At 49.1% G+C, this 19,669-nt stretch carries 14 protein-coding genes; 12 read left to right on the forward strand and 2 right to left on the reverse strand.

The window, feature by feature from the left end:
• The first annotated feature begins 230 nt into the window (after positions 1 to 230).
• The 10 genes from LQ777_RS02345 (at position 231) to LQ777_RS02390 (ending at position 12,239) form a co-directional block, all read left to right on the forward strand.
• Positions 231 to 956, forward strand: a complete 726-nt coding sequence (locus tag LQ777_RS02345; RefSeq protein WP_232560912.1) for an ATP-binding cassette domain-containing protein — start codon at positions 231 to 233, stop codon at positions 954 to 956.
• A complete protein-coding gene (locus LQ777_RS02350; protein WP_232562786.1) occupies positions 887 to 1,333 on the forward strand; it encodes a GNAT family N-acetyltransferase in 447 nt (148 codons plus the stop codon). Before LQ777_RS02345 ends, LQ777_RS02350 begins: the two co-directional genes overlap by 70 nt.
• An 8-nt stretch (positions 1,334 to 1,341) precedes the next feature.
• Positions 1,342 to 1,788 (forward strand): hypothetical protein, encoded by a 447-nt coding sequence (locus tag LQ777_RS02355; RefSeq protein ID WP_232560913.1) that lies wholly within the window; start codon positions 1,342 to 1,344, stop codon positions 1,786 to 1,788.
• The gene (locus tag LQ777_RS02360) at positions 1,785 to 3,230 is read left to right on the forward strand and encodes a PBSX family phage terminase large subunit (RefSeq protein WP_232560914.1); all 1,446 of its coding nucleotides are present in this window, start codon (positions 1,785 to 1,787) and stop codon (positions 3,228 to 3,230) included. Before LQ777_RS02355 ends, LQ777_RS02360 begins: the two co-directional genes overlap by 4 nt.
• Before the next feature lie 128 nt (positions 3,231 to 3,358).
• Positions 3,359 to 4,384, forward strand: coding sequence for a hypothetical protein (locus LQ777_RS02365; protein WP_232560915.1), 1,026 nt, complete (start codon positions 3,359 to 3,361; stop codon positions 4,382 to 4,384).
• Positions 4,377 to 4,862, forward strand: coding sequence for a hypothetical protein (locus LQ777_RS02370; protein WP_232560916.1), 486 nt, complete (start codon positions 4,377 to 4,379; stop codon positions 4,860 to 4,862). Before LQ777_RS02365 ends, LQ777_RS02370 begins: the two co-directional genes overlap by 8 nt.
• A gap of 3 nt (positions 4,863 to 4,865) precedes the next feature.
• A complete protein-coding gene (locus LQ777_RS02375) occupies positions 4,866 to 5,393 on the forward strand; it encodes a hypothetical protein (RefSeq protein WP_232560917.1) in 528 nt (175 codons plus the stop codon).
• Position 5,394: 1 nt separating this feature from the next.
• Positions 5,395 to 6,219, forward strand: a complete 825-nt coding sequence (locus LQ777_RS02380; RefSeq protein WP_232560918.1) for a hypothetical protein — start codon at positions 5,395 to 5,397, stop codon at positions 6,217 to 6,219.
• 76 nt (positions 6,220 to 6,295) lie between these two features.
• Positions 6,296 to 6,679: a hypothetical protein gene (locus LQ777_RS02385; protein WP_232560919.1), complete on the forward strand. Its 384-nt coding sequence runs from the start codon at positions 6,296 to 6,298 to the stop codon at positions 6,677 to 6,679.
• Positions 6,666 to 12,239, forward strand: coding sequence for a tape measure protein (locus tag LQ777_RS02390; RefSeq protein WP_232560920.1), 5,574 nt, complete (start codon positions 6,666 to 6,668; stop codon positions 12,237 to 12,239). Before LQ777_RS02385 ends, LQ777_RS02390 begins: the two co-directional genes overlap by 14 nt.
• 60 nt (positions 12,240 to 12,299) lie before the next feature.
• Here the strand turns inward: LQ777_RS02390 and LQ777_RS02395 are convergent, their stop codons facing one another.
• Complete coding sequence (locus LQ777_RS02395; protein WP_232560921.1) at positions 12,300 to 14,822, reverse strand: tetratricopeptide repeat protein; 2,523 nt, start codon at positions 14,820 to 14,822, stop codon at positions 12,300 to 12,302.
• Entirely contained in the window at positions 14,819 to 15,208 is a 390-nt protein-coding gene (locus LQ777_RS02400; RefSeq protein ID WP_232560922.1) for a hypothetical protein, read from the reverse strand. The genes LQ777_RS02395 and LQ777_RS02400 overlap by 4 nt, the downstream gene beginning before the upstream one ends.
• A gap of 119 nt (positions 15,209 to 15,327) precedes the next feature.
• On the opposite strand from LQ777_RS02400, the gene LQ777_RS02405 reads away from it, so the two are divergent.
• On the forward strand, positions 15,328 to 17,244 hold the full coding sequence (locus LQ777_RS02405; RefSeq protein WP_232560923.1) for a hypothetical protein: 1,917 nt from the start codon (positions 15,328 to 15,330) through the stop codon (positions 17,242 to 17,244).
• A gap of 43 nt (positions 17,245 to 17,287) precedes the next feature.
• Entirely contained in the window at positions 17,288 to 19,669 is a 2,382-nt protein-coding gene (locus tag LQ777_RS02410; RefSeq protein ID WP_232560924.1) for a hypothetical protein, read from the forward strand.

The following is a 19,669-nucleotide window of genomic DNA, read 5'->3' on the forward strand; positions in this document are numbered from 1 at the left end:
ACTTCCATCAATTATAAAATGCACTTGCAGTAGTTGTCCAAAAACTGTAATTGCTTTTTTGTATCCTATCTGCAACTTAGTTGATAGCTATTAACTTAAAAAGATCTATACATGAAGCAAATAACAAGTTGATTACAACATGTCCAAACAACTCTTATCAAAATAATAGGGCGACAGATAAAACTCTATCAGACGATGCATTTTAGTAATATTAATATTACTATTGTGTTATGATTACATTTAATATTGTAAGGAAGTCAAAGCCCCCGAAATCGTTCCGGGTTGCGTCTGTTATGGGTACGTTTGATTTGCAGTCAGACACAATTGAGGAGCGATTCACGGGCTATGTTGACCCGCCCGAAAACTGGCAGGTAGGGCTGATTGTCGGTGCATCGGGTACGGGTAAGACAACGATAGCCAAACACCTGTTCCCTGATTCGTACATAACCAACTTTGCCTACAACAAGCCGAGTATACTGGACGATATGCCTGCCGGTTGTACTTGCAGCGATATTACCAGTATGTTCAATGCTGTTGGCTTTAGTTCGCCTCCTTCGTGGCTCAAGCCGTACGACGTACTGAGTAACGGGGAAAAGATGCGGGTTGACCTGGCTAACGCATTGCTACGCGATGAGCAGCTAATCGTATTCGATGAGTTCACCAGCGTAGTAGACCGCACCGTCGCTCAGATTGGCAGCTATGCCGTTCAGAAGGCGATCCGACGCAGCACAAAGCAATTCATTGCCGTTACCTGTCATTACGACGTGGAGCAATACCTGAAACCCGATTGGGTGTTCGACACCAACACAATGACGTTTAGAGTACAGGAGGTTACTGAGCCGGGAAAGCCGGAGCCGGGAACGCCCCCGGCCTCTTCAATATCGACATATATGCTAGTGAAGGGCCATTACGTAAACGTGAGCTATGGAAGGCTTTTAGCAAGCATCACTATCTAGCCCATACGTTCAATGCCTCAGCGTGGGTGTACGTCGCTACCGTGAACGGTCAGTTAGCTGGCTTTCTGGCGGTGCTGAACTTCCCGCACCCGAAAGTAAAGAACGCTATTCGTTTGCATCGAACGGTTGTCTTACCTGCCTTTCAGGGTATCGGGCTGGGCAATGTACTTACGTCGCACGTTGTCAAAATGTACCATCGCAACGGTACAAAGATATTCACGACAACAACGCACCCGGCCCGAATCAAGCAGCTGAGCAAATCCCCGGACTGGACGTGTACGCACAAAGGCCGGGTAAGTCCAGCGGGCAAGAACGGCACAATGAAAAGACATTCTGAAAGCAGAATCACAACGTCATGGCGTTACGCGCCTAAATAGCACAAACTATGGCAAGAAAGGCAATAGTAATCGACTGGAAGCTGGTAGAAAAGATGCTACGCAGCATGTGCGACGGCCCGGAGATTGCCGCCCGTGTGGGTGTTCATCCCGATACGTTGTACCGCGCCTGTAAAAAGGAACATAAAATAGCATTTCAGGACTATGCGGCCAGTATGTACGCCAGCACGCGCCAGATGCTGCGCGAACAACAGATTAACAAGGCAGTGGGCTACAAGCGTCTTGAGGATACGCCGTTCAATACTGCTCAGGGGGTTATATTCATGCCGGTAGTAAGGCACTATGAGCCGTCCGATACTATGCTCAAGTGGCTGGGTGTTCAGTACCTGAATCAGAAAGAGAAACAGGACGTAACGCTCGAAATACCCGATTTTGTTATCGTTGGCGATACCGACGATGACGAGGAAGAAACAGACGACGACGAAACCGAAGAATGAGCAGACCGCGTAAACGCGAAGCTCCGTTACCTCCCCGAAGTGATCACCCCGAACGGTCGGCCTCTGGTCTGCCCAAGAAAGTAAAAGTAGGCAAAAAGATGTATGAACAGGTTCGCCCGAACCCGATCATAGATATGAGCCAGATGCGGCATAAGCTGCTGCCAGTCTATCAGAAACTAGTAAAGGCTGCTACTGACTACACCATCAATTACGGCGGTGGCGGTTCTGGTAAGTCGTTTGCGCAAGCGCAGTACTTCGTTCGCCGTCTGCTGACCAAGAAGCATAAGCTACTTGTTATACGCAAGTTCGGAACGTCGCTGAATGATTCAGTTATTGCGCAGTTCAAAGAGGTTGCTCTGCCTTTCTTCGGGCTGCGTGAAAATGTCCACTGGAAATACAACGGGAGTCGCAAGCAAATAACCTTTGCCAACGGCTCTACGATCATTTTCAAGGGGCTGGACGATGCCGAGAAGTTTAAGAGTATCGTGGGCGTGTCGCTGGTCTGGATCGAGGAAGCGACCGAGATAGAAAAGAACGAGTTCAAGATTGTCAATGACCGGATAAGGGGTAAGAAGAAAGTACAAATCTTCCTGACGTACAACCCGATCTCGGAACGGCACTGGCTACGCGAACGGTTTCATAACCCCGACGATCCACACAAAGGGATTGACGACCGCACGACGGTTATATTCAGCACGTATCTGGAAAACCCGTTCGTCGGTCAGAAGTACATTGACGAAATGGCGTATTATCAGGATCACGACCCTGATCACTACCGCGTCTATGGACTAGGACAGTTCGGTATCATTCGCCCGGAGAATCCATACTTCACCAGCTGGAAGCCAACCAAGCAGAAAGGCAAAACCAAGTACAACCCTGCGCACCCGGTTTGTGTATCGTTCGACTTCAACATCAAAAACTCGTTCGTTGTCAGTCAGCACTACGACGGCAAGCGTATTCAGTTTCTGGAAGCCAAACACGGCGAGGGTGATCTGCTCGAAATGTGCCGATACCTGGCTATCAAGTACGGGCGTAATCACATTCGGTTTACGGGTGACGCGTCGGGTAACGCAGGCAGTGCCTACACAACGGGTAACGTATCCGCCTGGACGCTGATTGAGCAGTACATGGCTCAGTTCGGTGCAACCTTCTGCGATTACGAAATGGTTCCGAAGTCAAACCCTTCGACGGCTTCATCACGGCACATCTGTAACGCGCTGCTGGTCTACTACATGGAACGGATGACTGTTGATCTTGTGGAGTGCGGTATACTAACCGATGACATTGAACGTATGCGGGCAACGTCCGAGGGTTCGCTGGATAAGCACGATGCAAATAAGAATAACTACGGTCACATTGGCGACTGTTTCCGTTACGCTCTGCATAATTTTGAATATGATACGTACTTATCGCTGGGGATTGCAAAAAAAGGTATAGCTTAGGGGCTGTAATTCAGAGGCAAACGCCCTCTTTTTTTGTAAGTAGTTGAGTAATAGTAACATTACAATTATTGTTTGAAACTATTACTTTTTTCATTTGTGTTTTGCAACCGAAATACTTAGGCGTACTTATGACAAGTGAGAGTAACAATCCTTTTCGTTCGCTGGTTGGTCTGCGGGGCGTCGATACAGTAACGCACGCTTGGGTAAACGACATAACTGGTATTAGTACCGAATTGGTTTCTGATCTGGCGCAGCCTTCTGATATTTTCGGCAGTATATCGCAAATCGCAGACCCAACCACTGCTGTATGGGAAGGTGTTCACCGCGAAGCCTACGAAAAGCTGGTTACAGAAATCAAGTTGCAGCTCAGTGAGAACTACGATTTCGCCCCGGTTATTGTGCGTACAGCGCAGCCTCAACGGGCAAAGCCGTCTGAAACTGTAGCGGGGCCGTTTCTGGTCGGCTCAATTGCGACTATTCCGTACTTGGAAAACGCAACGATAAACCTCAATGCGCTGACGGTGTTCGTTGTGCCTACCGGCTCAGGTTCGCCAAACCAAACGGCAATGGCTTCAGTACGCGTTTACGACATGGATTCACAAGCCATGTTCTATTCGGCCCCGCACGAGTTTCGGTTCGGTGCAAATACGATTCAGTTGAACCAGCCCTATAGAACGCTGTTTCTTGAGCCGTTGCGTCTGGGTGTATTTGTTGATGTGTCTCAGATGTGGCTCAGTGAACTGCGGCTTGATTGGGGCAAATGCGAAGGGGATTACCTGCTTGAGGGGGCTAGAATGCTGAACACAGTCGCTACCATTGATGCGGAAAAAACCTACGTATCGCTCGATATTGAGGTTGTACGCTCGATTGAGCCGATGCTGACGCGCTACGCTAAGGAAATGGCAAACGCCTATCGGTATCTATGCGGCTCGCTGCTGATGACTGAGAAGCTGGCAACGCCGAACCTGAGCGCGTTTACGCTGTCTAACGTGCAAATGACTGAGCGACTCGAAAGCAAGCTGTTTGATGACTTTAAACGCGCTCTGCGCCCTACTGTTAGACTGCTATCAAACGAGCTACAGCAGCAGCAGTCATTGACGATCCCCCTTGCCACGCCCAACGAAACGACGATTATCTACGGCTCGTATGTTTAGAATTGATTCGGGTACGTCACTGGCTGACCTGCTGGCGATTCAGAAAAAGCTCCAGCTTGTTCAGCAGCGTCAGCTAACATTAGTACGAATGACGGCTCAGTTTGGGGCCAATCAGGTACGCGACCGGATTCAGCTAACGGGGCGCAACACCCAGGGCGACCCGATGATCAGTAAAAGTCCTAAACGGCTGGGTCGCTATTCGGCTTCACACGGCAAGGTTCGTCAGGAAGAGGGATTACGTACTGATCTGATCAACCTCACGTTTTCGGGTGAATTGCTCAACGGCGATAGCTGGACGGCCATTCAGGACAGCGACGATAGTTACGGCGCAGGCTTCAATGAAAACGCGATGAGCGAACGCGCCGACTTTCTGGAAGAGGAGTTCGGGGAAGTGTTTCAGCTGTCAGCAGACGAAGAAGATGCCGCTGCGGATTACTTCAACAATGCACTTACCGATTTAATGACCGTAACGTTTTAGCCCATGAATGACAGTCTGCTATTACAGCCCATTGACGAACACCTGAAAGCAACGCAGCCGGGCGTTCGTACGCAGTTTGCCGGTCGCGTCGAACAGTTCTACGACCCGCAGCTGCGCAGGCCGGGACTGATGCGTTTTGATAGTACAACGCTTGCGCCGAGTCGCTACACGATTGATACCGTCAACTTTGATTTGCAGGTTGCGCACCGTCTGACTGGTGGACAGCCGGTTAAAAGCCCCACGCGCTGGGGATCGCGTCAGCAGATTGCTTTCGATTTGTACTGGACGCTGATCTGCGCCACAAAACGCCCCGGCATCATTACGCAGTTTCTGCTTGCTTTCTCGCACATGAACGACCTCGAAGTTAGCGAGTTCAGCACCGATACGCTAAGCATCCTAAAGCGCGATTTCCTATTCTCACCAGACGGAAAAACGCCCTACGATCCACAATTACAGTGTTTTTCTATTCAGTACCGAATGTTGAACATTTCGGAAGAAGTGTTCTCTAGCCTTTGTAACTCTTTTAGTTAATATGAATACTAGTACTTTTCACCCGGAGTTTAAAAAGGCGTTTGAGTTAGGCCATGTTGAGCCGGTAGCCCTGCCCAACGGCGAGCCGTTTATCATTGACGGACACCAGTTCTATCAGGCGGCAAACGACGGCACAAGCATGTATCAGGGGCGTGCGATGTCGTTTACGGACGTAATTGAGAAGCACGACCGGCTAAAGCTCGATGAAGCGACAATTCGCGCTTTCTTTCTCACTGTAAGCGAGAACGCAACGCAGGCTATGAAGCTGATGAATAACGACCCAGAGCAGGCGTTACGCTATCTGAGCGAGATTATGACGCTGGCCGGACACGGCAAGCAGCGTCTTGATCTGTACGAAGATGTTGCCGAGCTGGGTATCGGTAGCAACACGGCGCGTATTTATGAACTATCGTCGATCTGGTTTTTTCTGTCCGACGAAGACCCGGCAGGCTATGACCCGGCAAAGGGTGAGCGCAACGTCAAACTAATGTTAAAGCGGCCCGACCTCTATGATTTTTTTTTAAGGCTGCGGTTGAACCAATTCGCTCCCTTAGCAGCGCACTCCGCCGAAAATACCCTGAGGTGTATGAAGGCGATAGAGGACAGCAACTTCGAGGGGCTGCTCCTCTTCACGCAAACCCTGTTGAACTACAAAATCAATGGAGTAAATCCCACTACGACCCGATTTTTAGAGTCGCTGACGGCGACCCTGCGCGTTTACGATTCCTGTTACGTTCAACTGTGGAAGAATCTCACGACTACATGGCCGCAAGCGTCCGAAAACAGCAGTTCGAAGCCAGTGAGCGCGAACGACTCGCTGAACTAGCCAAGCGTAACAACTCAACGAAGAAATAACAACACCGTAGTACTTTTCAAATTATTCCAGAACACCAATCCCTAAAATGCAATCTTCTACTTTTCCGACAAAACAAGCGCAACAAGACCTTCAATTACTCCAAGATTTCTTATTTGAAAAAGTTTACAACGATCCTAAGCGTCTGTATGATTCAGAGGTTGAGGATTTAGTCGAATACTGTTTTCGACAGTACTACGTGTTTCTGTTTAATTCTTACTCGCTGGAAGCCATGTATAAGCACTTTCAGCAGGAAGTTTACAAAATGCTGGAACTGCGCGAGGTGAGTAGCGATGAAGCCGAATACTGTCTACGCTCCGGTAGATTCTGTCAGTTTGCCCAAAAGCTAATGAAGGGCATTAAAAATGAAACCAATCAGGTCCCACCCTCGGCCAGCACATCAGGCGAGGATTTAACCCATGTCTGCGCGTGAGCAAAACATCCGTTTTAACTTCAAAGTAGCCTCCGAATTTCCCCAAGTTATTTCTCAATTAGAGACAGTTAACGATCTAATTGAAAAGCAGTCTAAAGTCGCGTCGGCCAGTGCCGACGCGGTTAAGACTTCACTCCTCCAACAGCGCAACGACACAAAAGCCACGGCGGACGAATCCCTAGCCATTGCCAAAGAGATCGCCCGACAGACCACGCTTGAGCGTAAAGCGCAACTTGATCAGCAGACCGCCCAGCTAAAAGCCAGCGAAGCCCAGAACACCGCTTTCGTTAAAGCCAGTGAACAGGAACGGGCTGCGATTACCAAGCAGATTGCCCAGCAGACAACCAACGAACAGAACGCTGAGCTACGCCGTCGTGAGATCGAACTACAGGCATCGACCGAGCGTCAGACCGCCGCTTACCGGGCTTCGCTCATTGAGCAGGCTCAGGCTGCGCAGCGTCTGAATGACCAGACCACGCTTGAGCTAAAAGCGGAGCTTAACGAACGCACGATTGCGGTAAAAGCCGAAGCCGACCAGCAGACGGCAGCTATCCGGGCTGAACAGCAGCGTCAGACAATGATCCTGCGCAATGAGCTGGCCGAACAGCGTGCCGAACTCAAGCAGCAGGGTAACGCGTATTCCGAGCTTCGCAACTTCATTGCCAGTGCCTTTGGCGTTTACGAAATCATTGAGTTTGGCCGGGGTGTTATTGATGCCAAATCAAAGATTGACGTTTTTCGTACGGGTTTGCAGCAAATGATTGGCAGCAAGCGCGAAGCCGACGAACTGTTTGCGCGACTTCTGGAAATGGCGAAAACGACGCCTTTCCAGGTGGAGAACCTGATGGAAACGGCGTTCCAGCTGAAAGCGATGGGTACGGCCACAAAAGACCTGATTCCTACGCTCGAAGTGCTGGGCAACATGGCCGCTGTCGTCGGTGAGCAGAAGCTGGGACTCATTGCCAAAGCCTTCAACGACGTTCAGAACAAGGGTAAGCTGATGAAACAGGAGCTTAACCAGTTCGCTGAAAACGGCGTTCCGTTGTACGACCTGCTGGCCGAGTCGATGGGTAAAACCCGAGATGAGGTTGTGAAGCTGGCCGAAGATCACAAGATTTCATTCGCTCAGGTAAAGGAAGCGTTGTTCGACGCTAGTTCGGCAGGCGGCAGGTATTATAACCTGATGTCTATTCAGGCGCAGACGCTGGGCGGTCAGGTATCTAACCTGGCTGATAAGTTTTTCCTCGCTAAAGCCAAGCTGGGGGATTACTTCGAGAACGGCCTGCAAAAAGTTGTCAGCGGGTTATCCTCGTTAGTGGAGTGGCTGGCTGGTTCTGACAAAGCGATTGACCGAAACGTCAAGATCGTTGAGGCTGCGGGTGCTGCGTGGCTGACCTATCACGGCTACGTTAATTCGGCCATGATTGCCGAACGCGCAATGGCTGCGGCAATAACGGCTAAAAACGTCGTTGTCGGTGCTGGCTCGCTGGCGATGGGTACGCTCAATCTCCTAATGATTTCGGCGACCGGCTACACGGATCTGTTTTCGGCGGCTCAGGTTCGATCCGCAGCCGCAGCGCGGGCGACGTGGGCGGCTTTCCTGAGCAATCCGCTGGGGGCTATTATTCTGACGGTTGGCGCACTGACAACGGCGTATCTGGCTTGGCAGGCGGCAAACGTGATCGTTATTGAATCAATCGGTGAGCAGCAGGCACAGCTTGAGAAAGAGCAGCGTTCGCTCAAGGTGTCGATTGAGCAGGCGATGAACCTGAAAGAAGGCACGAAGGAGCGAGCCGCTGCCATTCAGTCGCTGATTAATAAATACCCGGACTACTTTGCGGGGCTGGACGCTGAGCATACCAATAATGCCCAGCTAAAGAAGATTCTTGATAAAGTCAATGAATCGTACACGACCCGGATTGCACTCGCTAAAGAAGCCTATCGGACGGAGCTTAACGAGGGTAAACTAAAGTCGCTTATCGAACAGCAGGAACAGCTGATGAAGGTAGCGGCTCAGCGTTTACCGGCTGAGGTCATGCTGAAAGTGGGCGGGGATGCTTCGCAGCTGCTGAAAGTAATTCAGGAGGTTCCCAAGTACGCTGAAATGCTGAAAGGCGACTGGATGACTCAGGTTGGCGACGATGTCGGGCGGCTGTTCGGTGGCATTAACCCCACAATTGCGCTTAAGCAGATCACGGCGGGTCTGAAAGAGTACGAGACAGAGGTTAAAGCGTCGGACGAACGAATCAAGAAAATCAAGGCTGACAATAATACGGCTCTGATCACGCTGGAAAACGAACGGCATAAAACCGTACTGGCTCAGCTGAAAGCAGCAAACGACGGTAGTGCGAAGGATCAGGCCGAGTATAACCGCAAGGCACAGGCTGAGGAAAAGCTGCACGCTACGAATCTGGGTGAGGTCAAGCAGCAGGCCCGTAAAAAGGAGGAGCAGGCCGAAAACGAACACGGCGGTAAGATGAAAACGATCACCGCCAATACTGCGGCACAGATCAAAGTCGAAAAACTGCGGTACGATTCGGACTCTTATTTTGAGAAAGTAAAGCTGCTCAAGGCGGAGGAGGACGCACAGATCGAATCGGTCAACCGGGTACTTGTCAACAGCAAAGCGAGCGGGGATAAGCTGGCCGCTGTTCGTGCGCAGTCGATGGATAAGATCAAGGAAATTCACGCAGCTACTGAAAAGAAAATTCAGGATTTGCGCGATGAAACTGTCCAGACGCTGCTGAGCGATACGCAGGATATTGTCGAAACGGATCGTCAGGCGCAGGAAGCGATTGTTGCGGCCAATCAGAAGTCGAAAAAGGAAATCGACAAAGAGAATAAAGAGGCTAAAAAAGAGCAAATTAAGGACGCCAAAGAGATCGCCAAAGAGGTTCAGGATGCCGAAGCGGAAACTCAGAAAATTCAGGCTGAAACCCACAAAATTCAGACGAGAGCCTATAAAGAACAGACGAATCTGTTGTTTAGTCTGCTGGGGCAACAGGGCGGGATTATTACCGAAATGTCGGGTACGGTTAAAAAGGTGTACGACGATTGGGATATGATTTCGGGTAAATCCAAAGCCGAAGCCGCCAGTCGTCTGCAATCCGCCGAAACCGAGTACGCCCGGTACATGAATATGTATCTGCAAGGCGATAAGGAAGCCGAAGGCATGGCCGCACGAATGAAGGTGACCAAAGCCCAGGCTACGCAGGATATGACCGAGATTTCGGCGGCTCAGGCAACCACCGCGCTTGGTCTGGTCGGTATGCTGGTGTCAGTTGCTCAGAAGCTGTTTGCTGCGCTCAATGAAATGCACGCCGAGACATTCCGGGCGATTTCAAAGGCTATCGGCGTAACGATAGAAGCCACGAATGCGGCTTACGATAAGCTGATCGAGATCGAAAAGGAAAACTACAGTGAGCAGCTGCAATTTACGAAAGGCTCTTACGATGAGCGCATTCGTGTAATTGAGCAGTTCTACGACCGTCAGAAGGAGCTGGTTAGCAACCGCGACTTTATGAACGACATGCTGGCCTCAAACAAGGCGTACGCTGATGCGATTCTGGAAGCGGGTCGAGATACGGTGTGGAATCATAAGAACTACACTGAAACAATGGCGCGGGCTGAGATTGAGATCAATGCCGACAAAGCGCAGCGCATTATCCAGATGGAGATCAATCAGATTGAGCTACAGAAGGAGAAAGCCGCCGAGATTCGCGACGCTAAAATTGACGCGCTGGATGAATATAACGACCGTTTCAAGCAAACCGTTGACGAAACGATTGATAAGCTGAACGAAGTTGCTGACGCTGAAATCGACGCCATAAACCGGGCGTCCGACAAGAAGAAAAGTGCGCTCGAAGAACAGCTGAGCGAAGTAAAAAGCACCTACGATGAGAATGTCCGGTTAGCGAATGAGTTTTTCGATAACGAACTAAAACTACTGCGTGCGCAGGAGTCCGCCAAGAAAGCAGAGCTTCAAGCGACATTCGACCTGAGACAGCAATTACTCGAACAGTCTACGCTGGACGAAATCGAGAAAATTGGCATCATTGACCGCGCCCGGAATGAAGCACTGGAACGCTACCGGATTGACGAAGTTGCCCGGCTGACGGCAACCCGCGACCGGATTCTCGCGACGTTGACCGATGAAGGCGAGCGCGAACGCGTTACCAATGAGTACGCGCAGCGGATCGGTCAGGTGCATAAAGATGTCGAAGATGCGAAGCTCGACAAAACGAAGGGTGTCAGTCTGGCAACGACCCAACTGCGCAACGAAGAAAAGGACACGGCGGAACGGCTCAAGCAGGAGGAAAAGACGGCGCTTGCGATTCTGGAACAAAACTTTCAGACCTTATTCGAGCAGCTGTCTGATCAGAAAGACGCCCGGTTGGAGAAGCTGAAAGCTGACAGCGAGACACGCGAAACCGAACTCAAGGCGCAGATCAAAAAGATTGAGGAGGATTCAAAAACGGCCATTGAAGCCATTCAGAATGAGCTGAAAGCCAAAACGGTTTCCTTACAGAATCAGGTCGCACAGAACGAAGCGGAGGCTGCTTTAAAAAAGAAGATCGCTAATGCCGAGTATACAAACGCCGTCATTGGTATGAACCGGCAGTTGTTCGAAGCAAACAAGGCCATGAAAATAGCCGAAATCCAAACCGAAATTGCAATCCTCAACGCCCAGAAAAGCTGGACAGGGATCGGTAACGGCAAAATCAATGAAGCGATCGGGCAGCTGCAACAGGCTATTTCTTCGATTCAGGGGCTGAGTGCTGGCGGTCAGGAGGTTGCTGTTGACGGCGGGCATTCCTTCGATCCGGGTAACGGTACGTACCATTTCAATCTTGATCAGGGCGAACTGCAATACATCGTCGATATGAACAAGGCCGGGGGCCGGGATAAAATCTCACTGCGCGACGGTGCGGTAACGGGACCAAGCTCGCCGGTTCGCGAGGATAACCTGTCGCTGTTACCCGAAGGGCAGGAGGTCGGCCTGTACAAGGATGGAAACCCGATTACGCTCCGGTACGCACCCGATGGACACCGCATTTTTGTCAACGATGCGAACGGAAAGCCGGTGATCGTGGCCTTTGCCTACGGCTACGTTCCCAAGACCGGGGAACAGTTCGCCCAGGGTACGGAGTACGTCGAAGGTCGGGGCTATCCTGACGGCATTGATACAGTTCCGTCCTGGCTCACAAAGGGCGAACGCGTTATTGACGCCAGCAAGAACAAATCGCTGAACGGTATCAGTAACGAGGAGCTAGTCGCCCGGTCAACGTTTTTCGAAAAACTACAGCTGAGCCTGCCTGATCTGCGAGGGACGTGGGCCGACATCGGTAGTGCTAAACTCAGACTGCCAAACGGCATCCTATCGAGCGACGGCAAGCAGATGCTTGATTTTGCCGAATTGACCGGAGAGATGCAAAAGACGCGTCAGGCAATCGAAAATCAGAAACTGCTGCGCGTGAGTATCGACCGTCAGGGCTTCGCTGAGTCTGAAATCGGCAAGCAGAGTATTACGAACTATTGGGGGAATATTTTAGATCGTTAATAAATATCGCTGATCAAAAGCCGATGATCAAAGGAAGATATTAATTCTGAACTTCATATTTTAAATAGAAGAAATATCTCTTTTGACGTTGGCAAGGTTCTCGCAATATCTTGGCTGTCCTGTTTTTTTGCAAAGGTGTCCCCATATCTCTAAGGATTTTATGTAATGAGTACGGGCCTCTTCATATAAACCGAGCTTTTTACACTGATATCCTATTTGGGCATAAGAGTTAGCAATATGATCTTCTATTTCAATAGAAGATGGGTTTTTGACTATTAACTCTAAGGCTATCTTGTTGTACTCTTTATAATAATCTAGTGCAGTTGCATACTCGTGTTTTCTACTATTAACTTCTCCTAATCTATTGTTGGAAATTGCAACTGCAAGTTTCAACAATTCAGAACTGCTATTATTAGAAAACATTTCAGAGTTTAGTTGATTGTAACGTAAAAAATTTGTCGTTGCCTCTTCTAATTGATTTTTATGCATATAAAAATTTCCAAGTCTGTCAAAAGAGATAGCATAGCCAAATTTTGAAAGCTCAGAAATAGGGTTATTTTCGTGTGTTGTTTTACATAAAGAGTTAAATTTTTTAAGTAATTTCTCTGCCTTTAAACTATCAGTATTTTCATACATTCTTGCTAGTAAGTCTGTGGAACGTGCGTAGTTCTGTTGATTAAATTCTGAATCAGGGTTTTTAATATACACTTCTTCCATTATTCTATTACTATTAACAAACAGAGAAAGGGCTCTAGGTATATCACCCATCTCTCTATATATAATTCCAATTTTAGAAAGTGATAAGCCAATTCCTGTTCTATAGTAATTGTCATTGCTTAAGTTCATCAAATGGACAAAGCAATCATGCATTTTTACGAACTCTTCTAGTGCTTCATGTAAAGGTCTTATTTTTTGCTTTATTTCAGCAATTGATTCGTGTACAGAGGCTAATACTGTAATTATGTTTTGATTATTTGGGAAATCATTATTTAGTTTCTTTATATTATTTAATTCTTGCTGTGCTAGTTTTAGAGCTTCTTCTGATCTTCCTTGGCTATTTAATAAGTTAATTTTATTTATATTAACAGAGATAGTTTCTAGCGAGTTTTCATCACCGTAAAGGCCGAGACTTTCATCAAAGCTTTCGATTGCTTCTCTTTGCTTTCCCTGATCGTTATAAAGTCTACCTATCTGCCGAATGCATTCAGCTAAAGCCTTTTTATCCCCTAAATACTCAAAGATGTTCTTGCTCTCTTGTATGAACTCCATAGCTAAAGGTATGTTACCTTTAGTGTGATAATATCCGCTTATATTATAATTTATCAGCGCTAGTAACTGTGTTCGCTCCTTAAGGGAACGAGATACGCTAGAAGCAAAAGCAACGTGAGTAGATAATTCTTTAAAATCTATTATTGTAAATGAATTATTTAAATTTGCAACAAAATTATGAGTGTGCTCTAATAGGCGTTCTTTGTTCGCATCCTTAATAATAGCTTGTATAACAGGGCTACATTTGATAAAATTATTTTCTTCATTTAAATCTAACCAGCCTTTCTGATATAAATTATACAAGTCATCTTCAAATTGGTCCTTATTGATTGGGTTATAAAGAGAAATCAGAATTTTGTAATCAATACTTTCCGGAGGAAGTATACTAAGAACACACAATAAATTAATTTGACTGTAACTTAACGGAGCTAAGTTATACATAGCCTTGATTATATCTTCTGGCTTAGCTGTTTGAAGTTCATTACTGCCGTATGTAGTTTGTACCGATTTGGTCTTAATTTGTAATAAACCATTTTCCTGTAATGATTTTAACAAATCCTGTAAAGAATAATTGCTTGTAAATTTATTTAACTGTCTTAGGTTTTTTGCAAGTAGTTCTATAACTAGTGTGTTAAATCCTACAGCTATAAAAATACTTTCTAATAGAGTCTCTTCTTCTTTAATAATATTTTTGTAATATGTCTTGAAAAGTTCAATCGAAGTTTCTAAATCTAAACTCCCTACAGGAAACGTAGTTATATTAGATAGTTCATTTACTCTACTTGTTACTAATATGTGAAAGTTTGTCAGGCTCTTTAGATTCTTATAATATTTTTGTAGGTCTTCTATATCATTAGCATTGTCTAGTACTAGCAGAGATGGATCTTCTAAGTTGGATAAATATTGAAGGAAGACTTCTAATCTATCTTCTACATTCATACTAGATTGAAATTCAATTTTAAGTTTATCTGCCATTGATAGGAGACCACGAAGAATACCATCTCCAGCGAATATCCATCCTAGATGCTTATAATTAGCTTCATTTGAATGCCAGTAATGCGATGCTAAGGTTGTTTTACCAATCCCGCCTTCACCATTTACTAAAAGTAGCAAATGGTTATTATTCCAAAGGCATTCTTTTATTTTATCCAAATCATCATCACGTCCTAGAATAACTTCTGCGCTAAATGGTTTACTGGTCAAATATTTAGGAGCAACGTTTTGGGGATGAACATGTATTTCATCCCCAAAACGTACCGAACCTGCATTAACAGTACCTGTATTGATATTTTTACTGTTTTCTATATTGCTCATTTTGTATCGCCGAAAGTAACGCTTGTACCCGCTGTGACAGTACCTGTATTGACATTTTTACTGTTAGTAACTGTTGTCGTTGACCCGGTACTTTGTTTACTCTTTATCACAGAATACATTTCCTCTAACAATTTAATCAATTGTGGATTGTCTTCTACTTCGACCGCTATTGCCGCTTCCGCTGCTTTTTTTCTTGCCTCACTGTCAGGATTTTGTTCTAGTTTCTTTAGAAGGTCATTTGGTGTATTGTCATTCTCTAAAAAAACGGGGCGTATCCAGTTTACTGTGGCCTCTGTAAAATCAGATGTGAAGTCTTTAAATGCTTTATTTTCCTTTAGGGTTTTTGCTAAATACCCAACGACAGCAGCGATTGTTAATGGTTCCATTAACTTAAGTTTTAAGTGAGAATTGCATTTGAGTAATCAAATTTAATAAATATTATAGATTATATCAATCTTATATATTTTTGGTTTTTAGTAATATTAATATTGTATATATTGGTAGAATGGAACTATATTTTTTAGATGATACCGAAGTCGTAGCCCCGCAGGGTATTGCGGCGCTGACGCGTCAGAAAACGCGCTCACGCCGTTATTTCTCCGTACTGTACCGAAACGTCGGTTACGCGTCCGGCGTCGGTAACGTTTCGTTTCTGGATACGCTGAGCCGCAATCTACTTTTGACTCCTTACCGGGAGTCGAAAGTAGCGGCCAATGTCCGGTTCCGATCCGAGTATAACGGGCAAACGGAATTTGATGCGTTTGTCGATTTCCTCAGCTTCTCCTATAACCGGGATCGTGTAACCTGCGCCTTTCGGGATGAGCAGGCCGTTACGACGCTGGAAAGTCAGGCTGTAGCTTCGTTCGGCGTACCGACACAGACAACTATCGTTTTGCGCCCGAAACGCGTTACGGGGCCGTCTACGCACACGATAAACAGCCTAGCGGCAACCGTTCAGCGGTCAACACCCGGAGCGCAGCCACTGAATCACGCCTTACCGCTGGTCAAGCCCGAAAAAGAAGATACGACGCTACCCGGACAGCTGTTAACCGTCGAAACGCCGCTCGGTAGCACGCCGATGTATCGCAACACAACCAACGAAGTGCAGTCGTTGCAGCTGTCCGGTAAAGCCGTGATGTCGTTTAGTGCAAGCGCAACGGTTTCGGCTTACCTTAGCGTGTTTGTGTACTCGCCAAACGGCGAAGTTGAGGAGATTCCGCAGGGAACGCTGCTACTCACAACGAGCACCAACAGCCATACGCTGCTGCTGCGGGGTAACGCGCTGGTTCAGCCTGGGGGCTGGATTGTTGTCGGCTTCCGGGGCGATGCTGTGCAGCGGTTTAGCTTCACCTACGGAGCCGACACCGCCGTAACGCTTGAGTCAACCAATCAGGCCCCGGAAAGCCGCTGTCGTGGCCTGCTGGCGGGTGATCTGCTGGCGCAGCTGGTCGAGAAAGCAACGGACGGCGCAATGCAGTTTGCCAGTCGTTATTTCTCGACCGGCGACGGCTCGACGCTGTTTATTACCAACGGGGCAAACCTGCGCGGTCTGGACAAATCGCTGACGGCAACGCTACAGGATATTTTCGAGGGAATAACGTCGTTTGAGCCGCTGGCCCTGTGGCTCGACGGCCTGACCGTTCGCTGTGAGCCGCTGGCCGAGTATCTGCAACAGCACGCGACCCGGACAACGTTCGACGCTGAAATTATCAGTGCGACGTACAGGCCAAACGCGAGCTACATTGCGTCGGAAATCCTGACCGGCTTTGAATCGTGGCGCGGTGATGGTCCACTGGCGGGTGACGAGTTCAACGGGTTTCATCGGTACGTAAGTCCCTACAAAACCGCCCGACAGCCGCTTGATCTGCGCAGTAAACTGATTGCGTCCGGCTCACTCATCGAGCAGCAGCGACGCAAGCAGTTTAGCGACAAGACGGCAAGCACCTCCGCCGATGGTGACGACGAACGGCTGTTTGTGCTTTGCGTGGCTACCGACCGCAGCGGCCAGCTGATAGGGGAAACCCGGCAGCGTACGGGCTACATCAGCAATACCGTCGATACAGAAACCCCGTACAACGTTCGCTTATCCCCGGCTCGCAGTCTGCGACGCTGGGCAACGATTCTGCCACTGAACAGACTGATACTCGAATCGTCGGAAGGCAATACCGAGTTTGTCAGTCGTTACGACGACGGCGATTTCGTTCGGGAAAACGATTCGCTGTTCGAGTCGAATAATAATCCGCTGCTGGGCGATGAACAGGTTGAGGTTGCTATTCCCATGACGCAGCAGGAGTTTAACAGCCTGGGCGACTGGATTACGTTTTACGATGAAGGGAAGGAGGTGACAGGTTTGCTGATGGATGCCGTCTGGCGCACGACCAACGATCTGGGGGAAGTCGCGCAGCTGATGCTGTTCATGTGAAAAATTTTTTCGTTAATTTGTAATATTAATATTACTTTTCCGCATGAGTCAGTTTGCGCATTTCCTTCGCTTCTTTCCACTGAATGACGATACACGCCCGGTTCCGGGTAATGCCATAACGCCAGATACAGCACACCCCTTGTTGCCGATTGTGCCGGGGGATGTGCTGCGCTGGCTGATCCCCAAAGCGGATTTAGGAGGCTGTCCGGCTCACCTTTCCGAAATCGTACTGCTGTCGCAGGCGAATGTTAATCTGGGCAAAACGGGTATTGTGCGACTACAGGACAGCGAACACTACGTTCAGTTCGAGCTGACAATCGACGCGCTACCGCAGCCGGGAGAGCAGTTTGCTATTACGCGTACAGCGGCCAGCGGTGAGGTTTCGATCATGGGAACCGTTCGGGGTTCGTTTGCTAATCTGGATGCGTACATAACGGCCATTCAGAAAAAATTTGAAGCCTACCCGCACGCGCCGGTTCTTACAATCCGGCGTCAGAACCGGCTCGCCGTCCGCATGTATCACACAAGCCGGTTTCGACCAACGGACGCCGACCTGCTAACGTGGCGGGTCGGTTTAGGTAAAGTTCCGGCCAATGCCTACAACACCAACAGCCCCGCGCTGCTGGCCCAATCGCTCGGCACAGTAAACCAACCGGCTACCGATTCGTACAAGGTTGTCGTTGCTGATGACATTGAGGCCGGTAATATTTTCCAGTTGCAGGGTATCAGCCACACCGCGACGGCGACCGATACCCCGGCCTCGGTGCTTACTGCGCTTGGCGTTGGCAGTAATTACCTGACGGTGCAAAGCGGAACCGTCGTAACGATCAACGCGCAGGTCGGTGCGTATCGGTCTGAGAACCGCAATACACCAACCTTGCAGCTGCTGTACGACAGCAACAACGGAGCAGGACAGGATCGGTACAAAGTGATCATCGGGCAGGATGTCAAACCGGGCAACATCTTTCAGGTTAGTGCGCCGGGCATGACGACGAAAACCGTTAAGGCCGGAAGCGTTGACACCAGCGCAACGATTGCCGCGCTGTTCAACACCTCGGCGGGTTTTATGCTGATCCCGCAGGGGCAGAACCCAACCGCTACGACCGATTCAGGTAGTCTACAGGTCGATAACACAAACCTGCCAAGTATTTACCTGACTGACAAGAAGATTACGCAGGCTGCGACGGTTACGCGCTGGCGGTTATTCGTCGGTAGCAGCATTCAGCGCAATAACGCGTTTGTCATCGAGCAAACCGGGCTGACGACAAAAACCGTCGTTGCGACCGCGACCGACACCCCGGCCAGCATCGCCGGTAAGCTGGGCTACTCGACAAACCCGTTTACGGTTGAAGTACCGGCAGGCCAGACGCTGAGTGCCTACGCCCGACGCGGCCCCCGCTACAGCGAGCCGGACGACATTGCGCCGGTCAGAATCACGGCAAAGCCCCGTTGCGTGCGTCCTGATCAGGCGGTTGCCCAGGCAATAATCGGGAACGTCGCGCCGGGTCTTTACGCGCTGGGCCTGTTCGACAAGCAGAAAGGGAAAATCGTTGCCCAATCAAACCGGCTCAGTTTGCAACGCGTCACGCAGGAAACGGCTGTTGTTCGCTGGGGCAGTCTCCAAGATCAGGAACGCGTCTTTGCCTACCAGTATACCGAACCCGGACTCACGCAGCAGCTGCGTTTGCCGGTCTGGGTTGGTGTCATGCGGCAGCTAACGCAGGAAAGCCAGTACGATACGCAGCGGGGTAACGTAATCCGTACCGACCTGCGGGTAACGTATCAGTTTCCGCTGACGACTTCCATGCAGCCCGCAGCCTTTCATAAAGCGTTGCTGATGGCCCTGAAACACCCGCGCCTGAGCATTGACAACAAAGCGTTTCGCTGTCAGAGCGATTACCGAGAAACCGAGCCTACGCCGGTTCGACAGCTTTATCAGGCGCAGGCTGATCTGACGCAGCTTGCTTTCAACAGCTACCGGCCCGGCCAGTTCAACGAGCTTGATACGCTGTCAACGGCGCACGTTGACGCGCTGGAAGGAACCGAAGTCTTTGGCGGTATCTGGCTACAGGGTAACGGCGGTTTGTGGCCGCTGCGGGTCGATCTGGAACTACAACCCGCCGAGTACGACCTGCGCGTTTTGTGTCCGCATGAGCCGTATAGGATAAGCGTCTACGTCAATGAGCGACTAGCAACGACTGCGCTGCTGACGGCTGGCCTGCTGAACCGAACCGAGCGAATCCGCATCGAGCCAAGCGACCGCATCATCCTACGGGCTGAGCCGGTAGCCTTCACGGTAGACAGCGCGAAAAACCGCCTGCCTGCGCCGGTCGAGCCGGTTGCGGTCGTGAGTGACAGCCCGGAAACACGACGTACCGGCGATTTCAACGCAGATTTCAATACGGATTTTACAATCAATCAATAG

It is taken from the genome of Spirosoma oryzicola, from assembly GCF_021233055.1.
GTDB lineage: Bacteria > Bacteroidota > Bacteroidia > Cytophagales > Spirosomataceae > Spirosoma > Spirosoma oryzicola.

Coding starts and splice junctions, on each gene's coding strand:
- LQ777_RS02345 (WP_232560912.1), top strand. CDS start 231: ATGATTACATTTAATATTGTAAGGAAGTCAAAGCCCCCGAAATCGTTC.
- LQ777_RS02355 (WP_232560913.1), top strand. CDS start 1,342: ATGGCAAGAAAGGCAATAGTAATCGACTGGAAGCTGGTAGAAAAGATG.
- LQ777_RS02360 (WP_232560914.1), top strand. CDS start 1,785: ATGAGCAGACCGCGTAAACGCGAAGCTCCGTTACCTCCCCGAAGTGAT.
- LQ777_RS02365 (WP_232560915.1), top strand. CDS start 3,359: ATGACAAGTGAGAGTAACAATCCTTTTCGTTCGCTGGTTGGTCTGCGG.
- LQ777_RS02370 (WP_232560916.1), top strand. CDS start 4,377: ATGTTTAGAATTGATTCGGGTACGTCACTGGCTGACCTGCTGGCGATT.
- LQ777_RS02375 (WP_232560917.1), top strand. CDS start 4,866: ATGAATGACAGTCTGCTATTACAGCCCATTGACGAACACCTGAAAGCA.
- LQ777_RS02380 (WP_232560918.1), top strand. CDS start 5,395: ATGAATACTAGTACTTTTCACCCGGAGTTTAAAAAGGCGTTTGAGTTA.
- LQ777_RS02385 (WP_232560919.1), top strand. CDS start 6,296: ATGCAATCTTCTACTTTTCCGACAAAACAAGCGCAACAAGACCTTCAA.
- LQ777_RS02390 (WP_232560920.1), top strand. CDS start 6,666: ATGTCTGCGCGTGAGCAAAACATCCGTTTTAACTTCAAAGTAGCCTCC.
- LQ777_RS02395 (WP_232560921.1), bottom strand. CDS start 14,822: ATGAGCAATATAGAAAACAGTAAAAATATCAATACAGGTACTGTTAAT.
- LQ777_RS02400 (WP_232560922.1), bottom strand. CDS start 15,208: ATGGAACCATTAACAATCGCTGCTGTCGTTGGGTATTTAGCAAAAACC.
- LQ777_RS02405 (WP_232560923.1), top strand. CDS start 15,328: ATGGAACTATATTTTTTAGATGATACCGAAGTCGTAGCCCCGCAGGGT.
- LQ777_RS02410 (WP_232560924.1), top strand. CDS start 17,288: ATGAGTCAGTTTGCGCATTTCCTTCGCTTCTTTCCACTGAATGACGAT.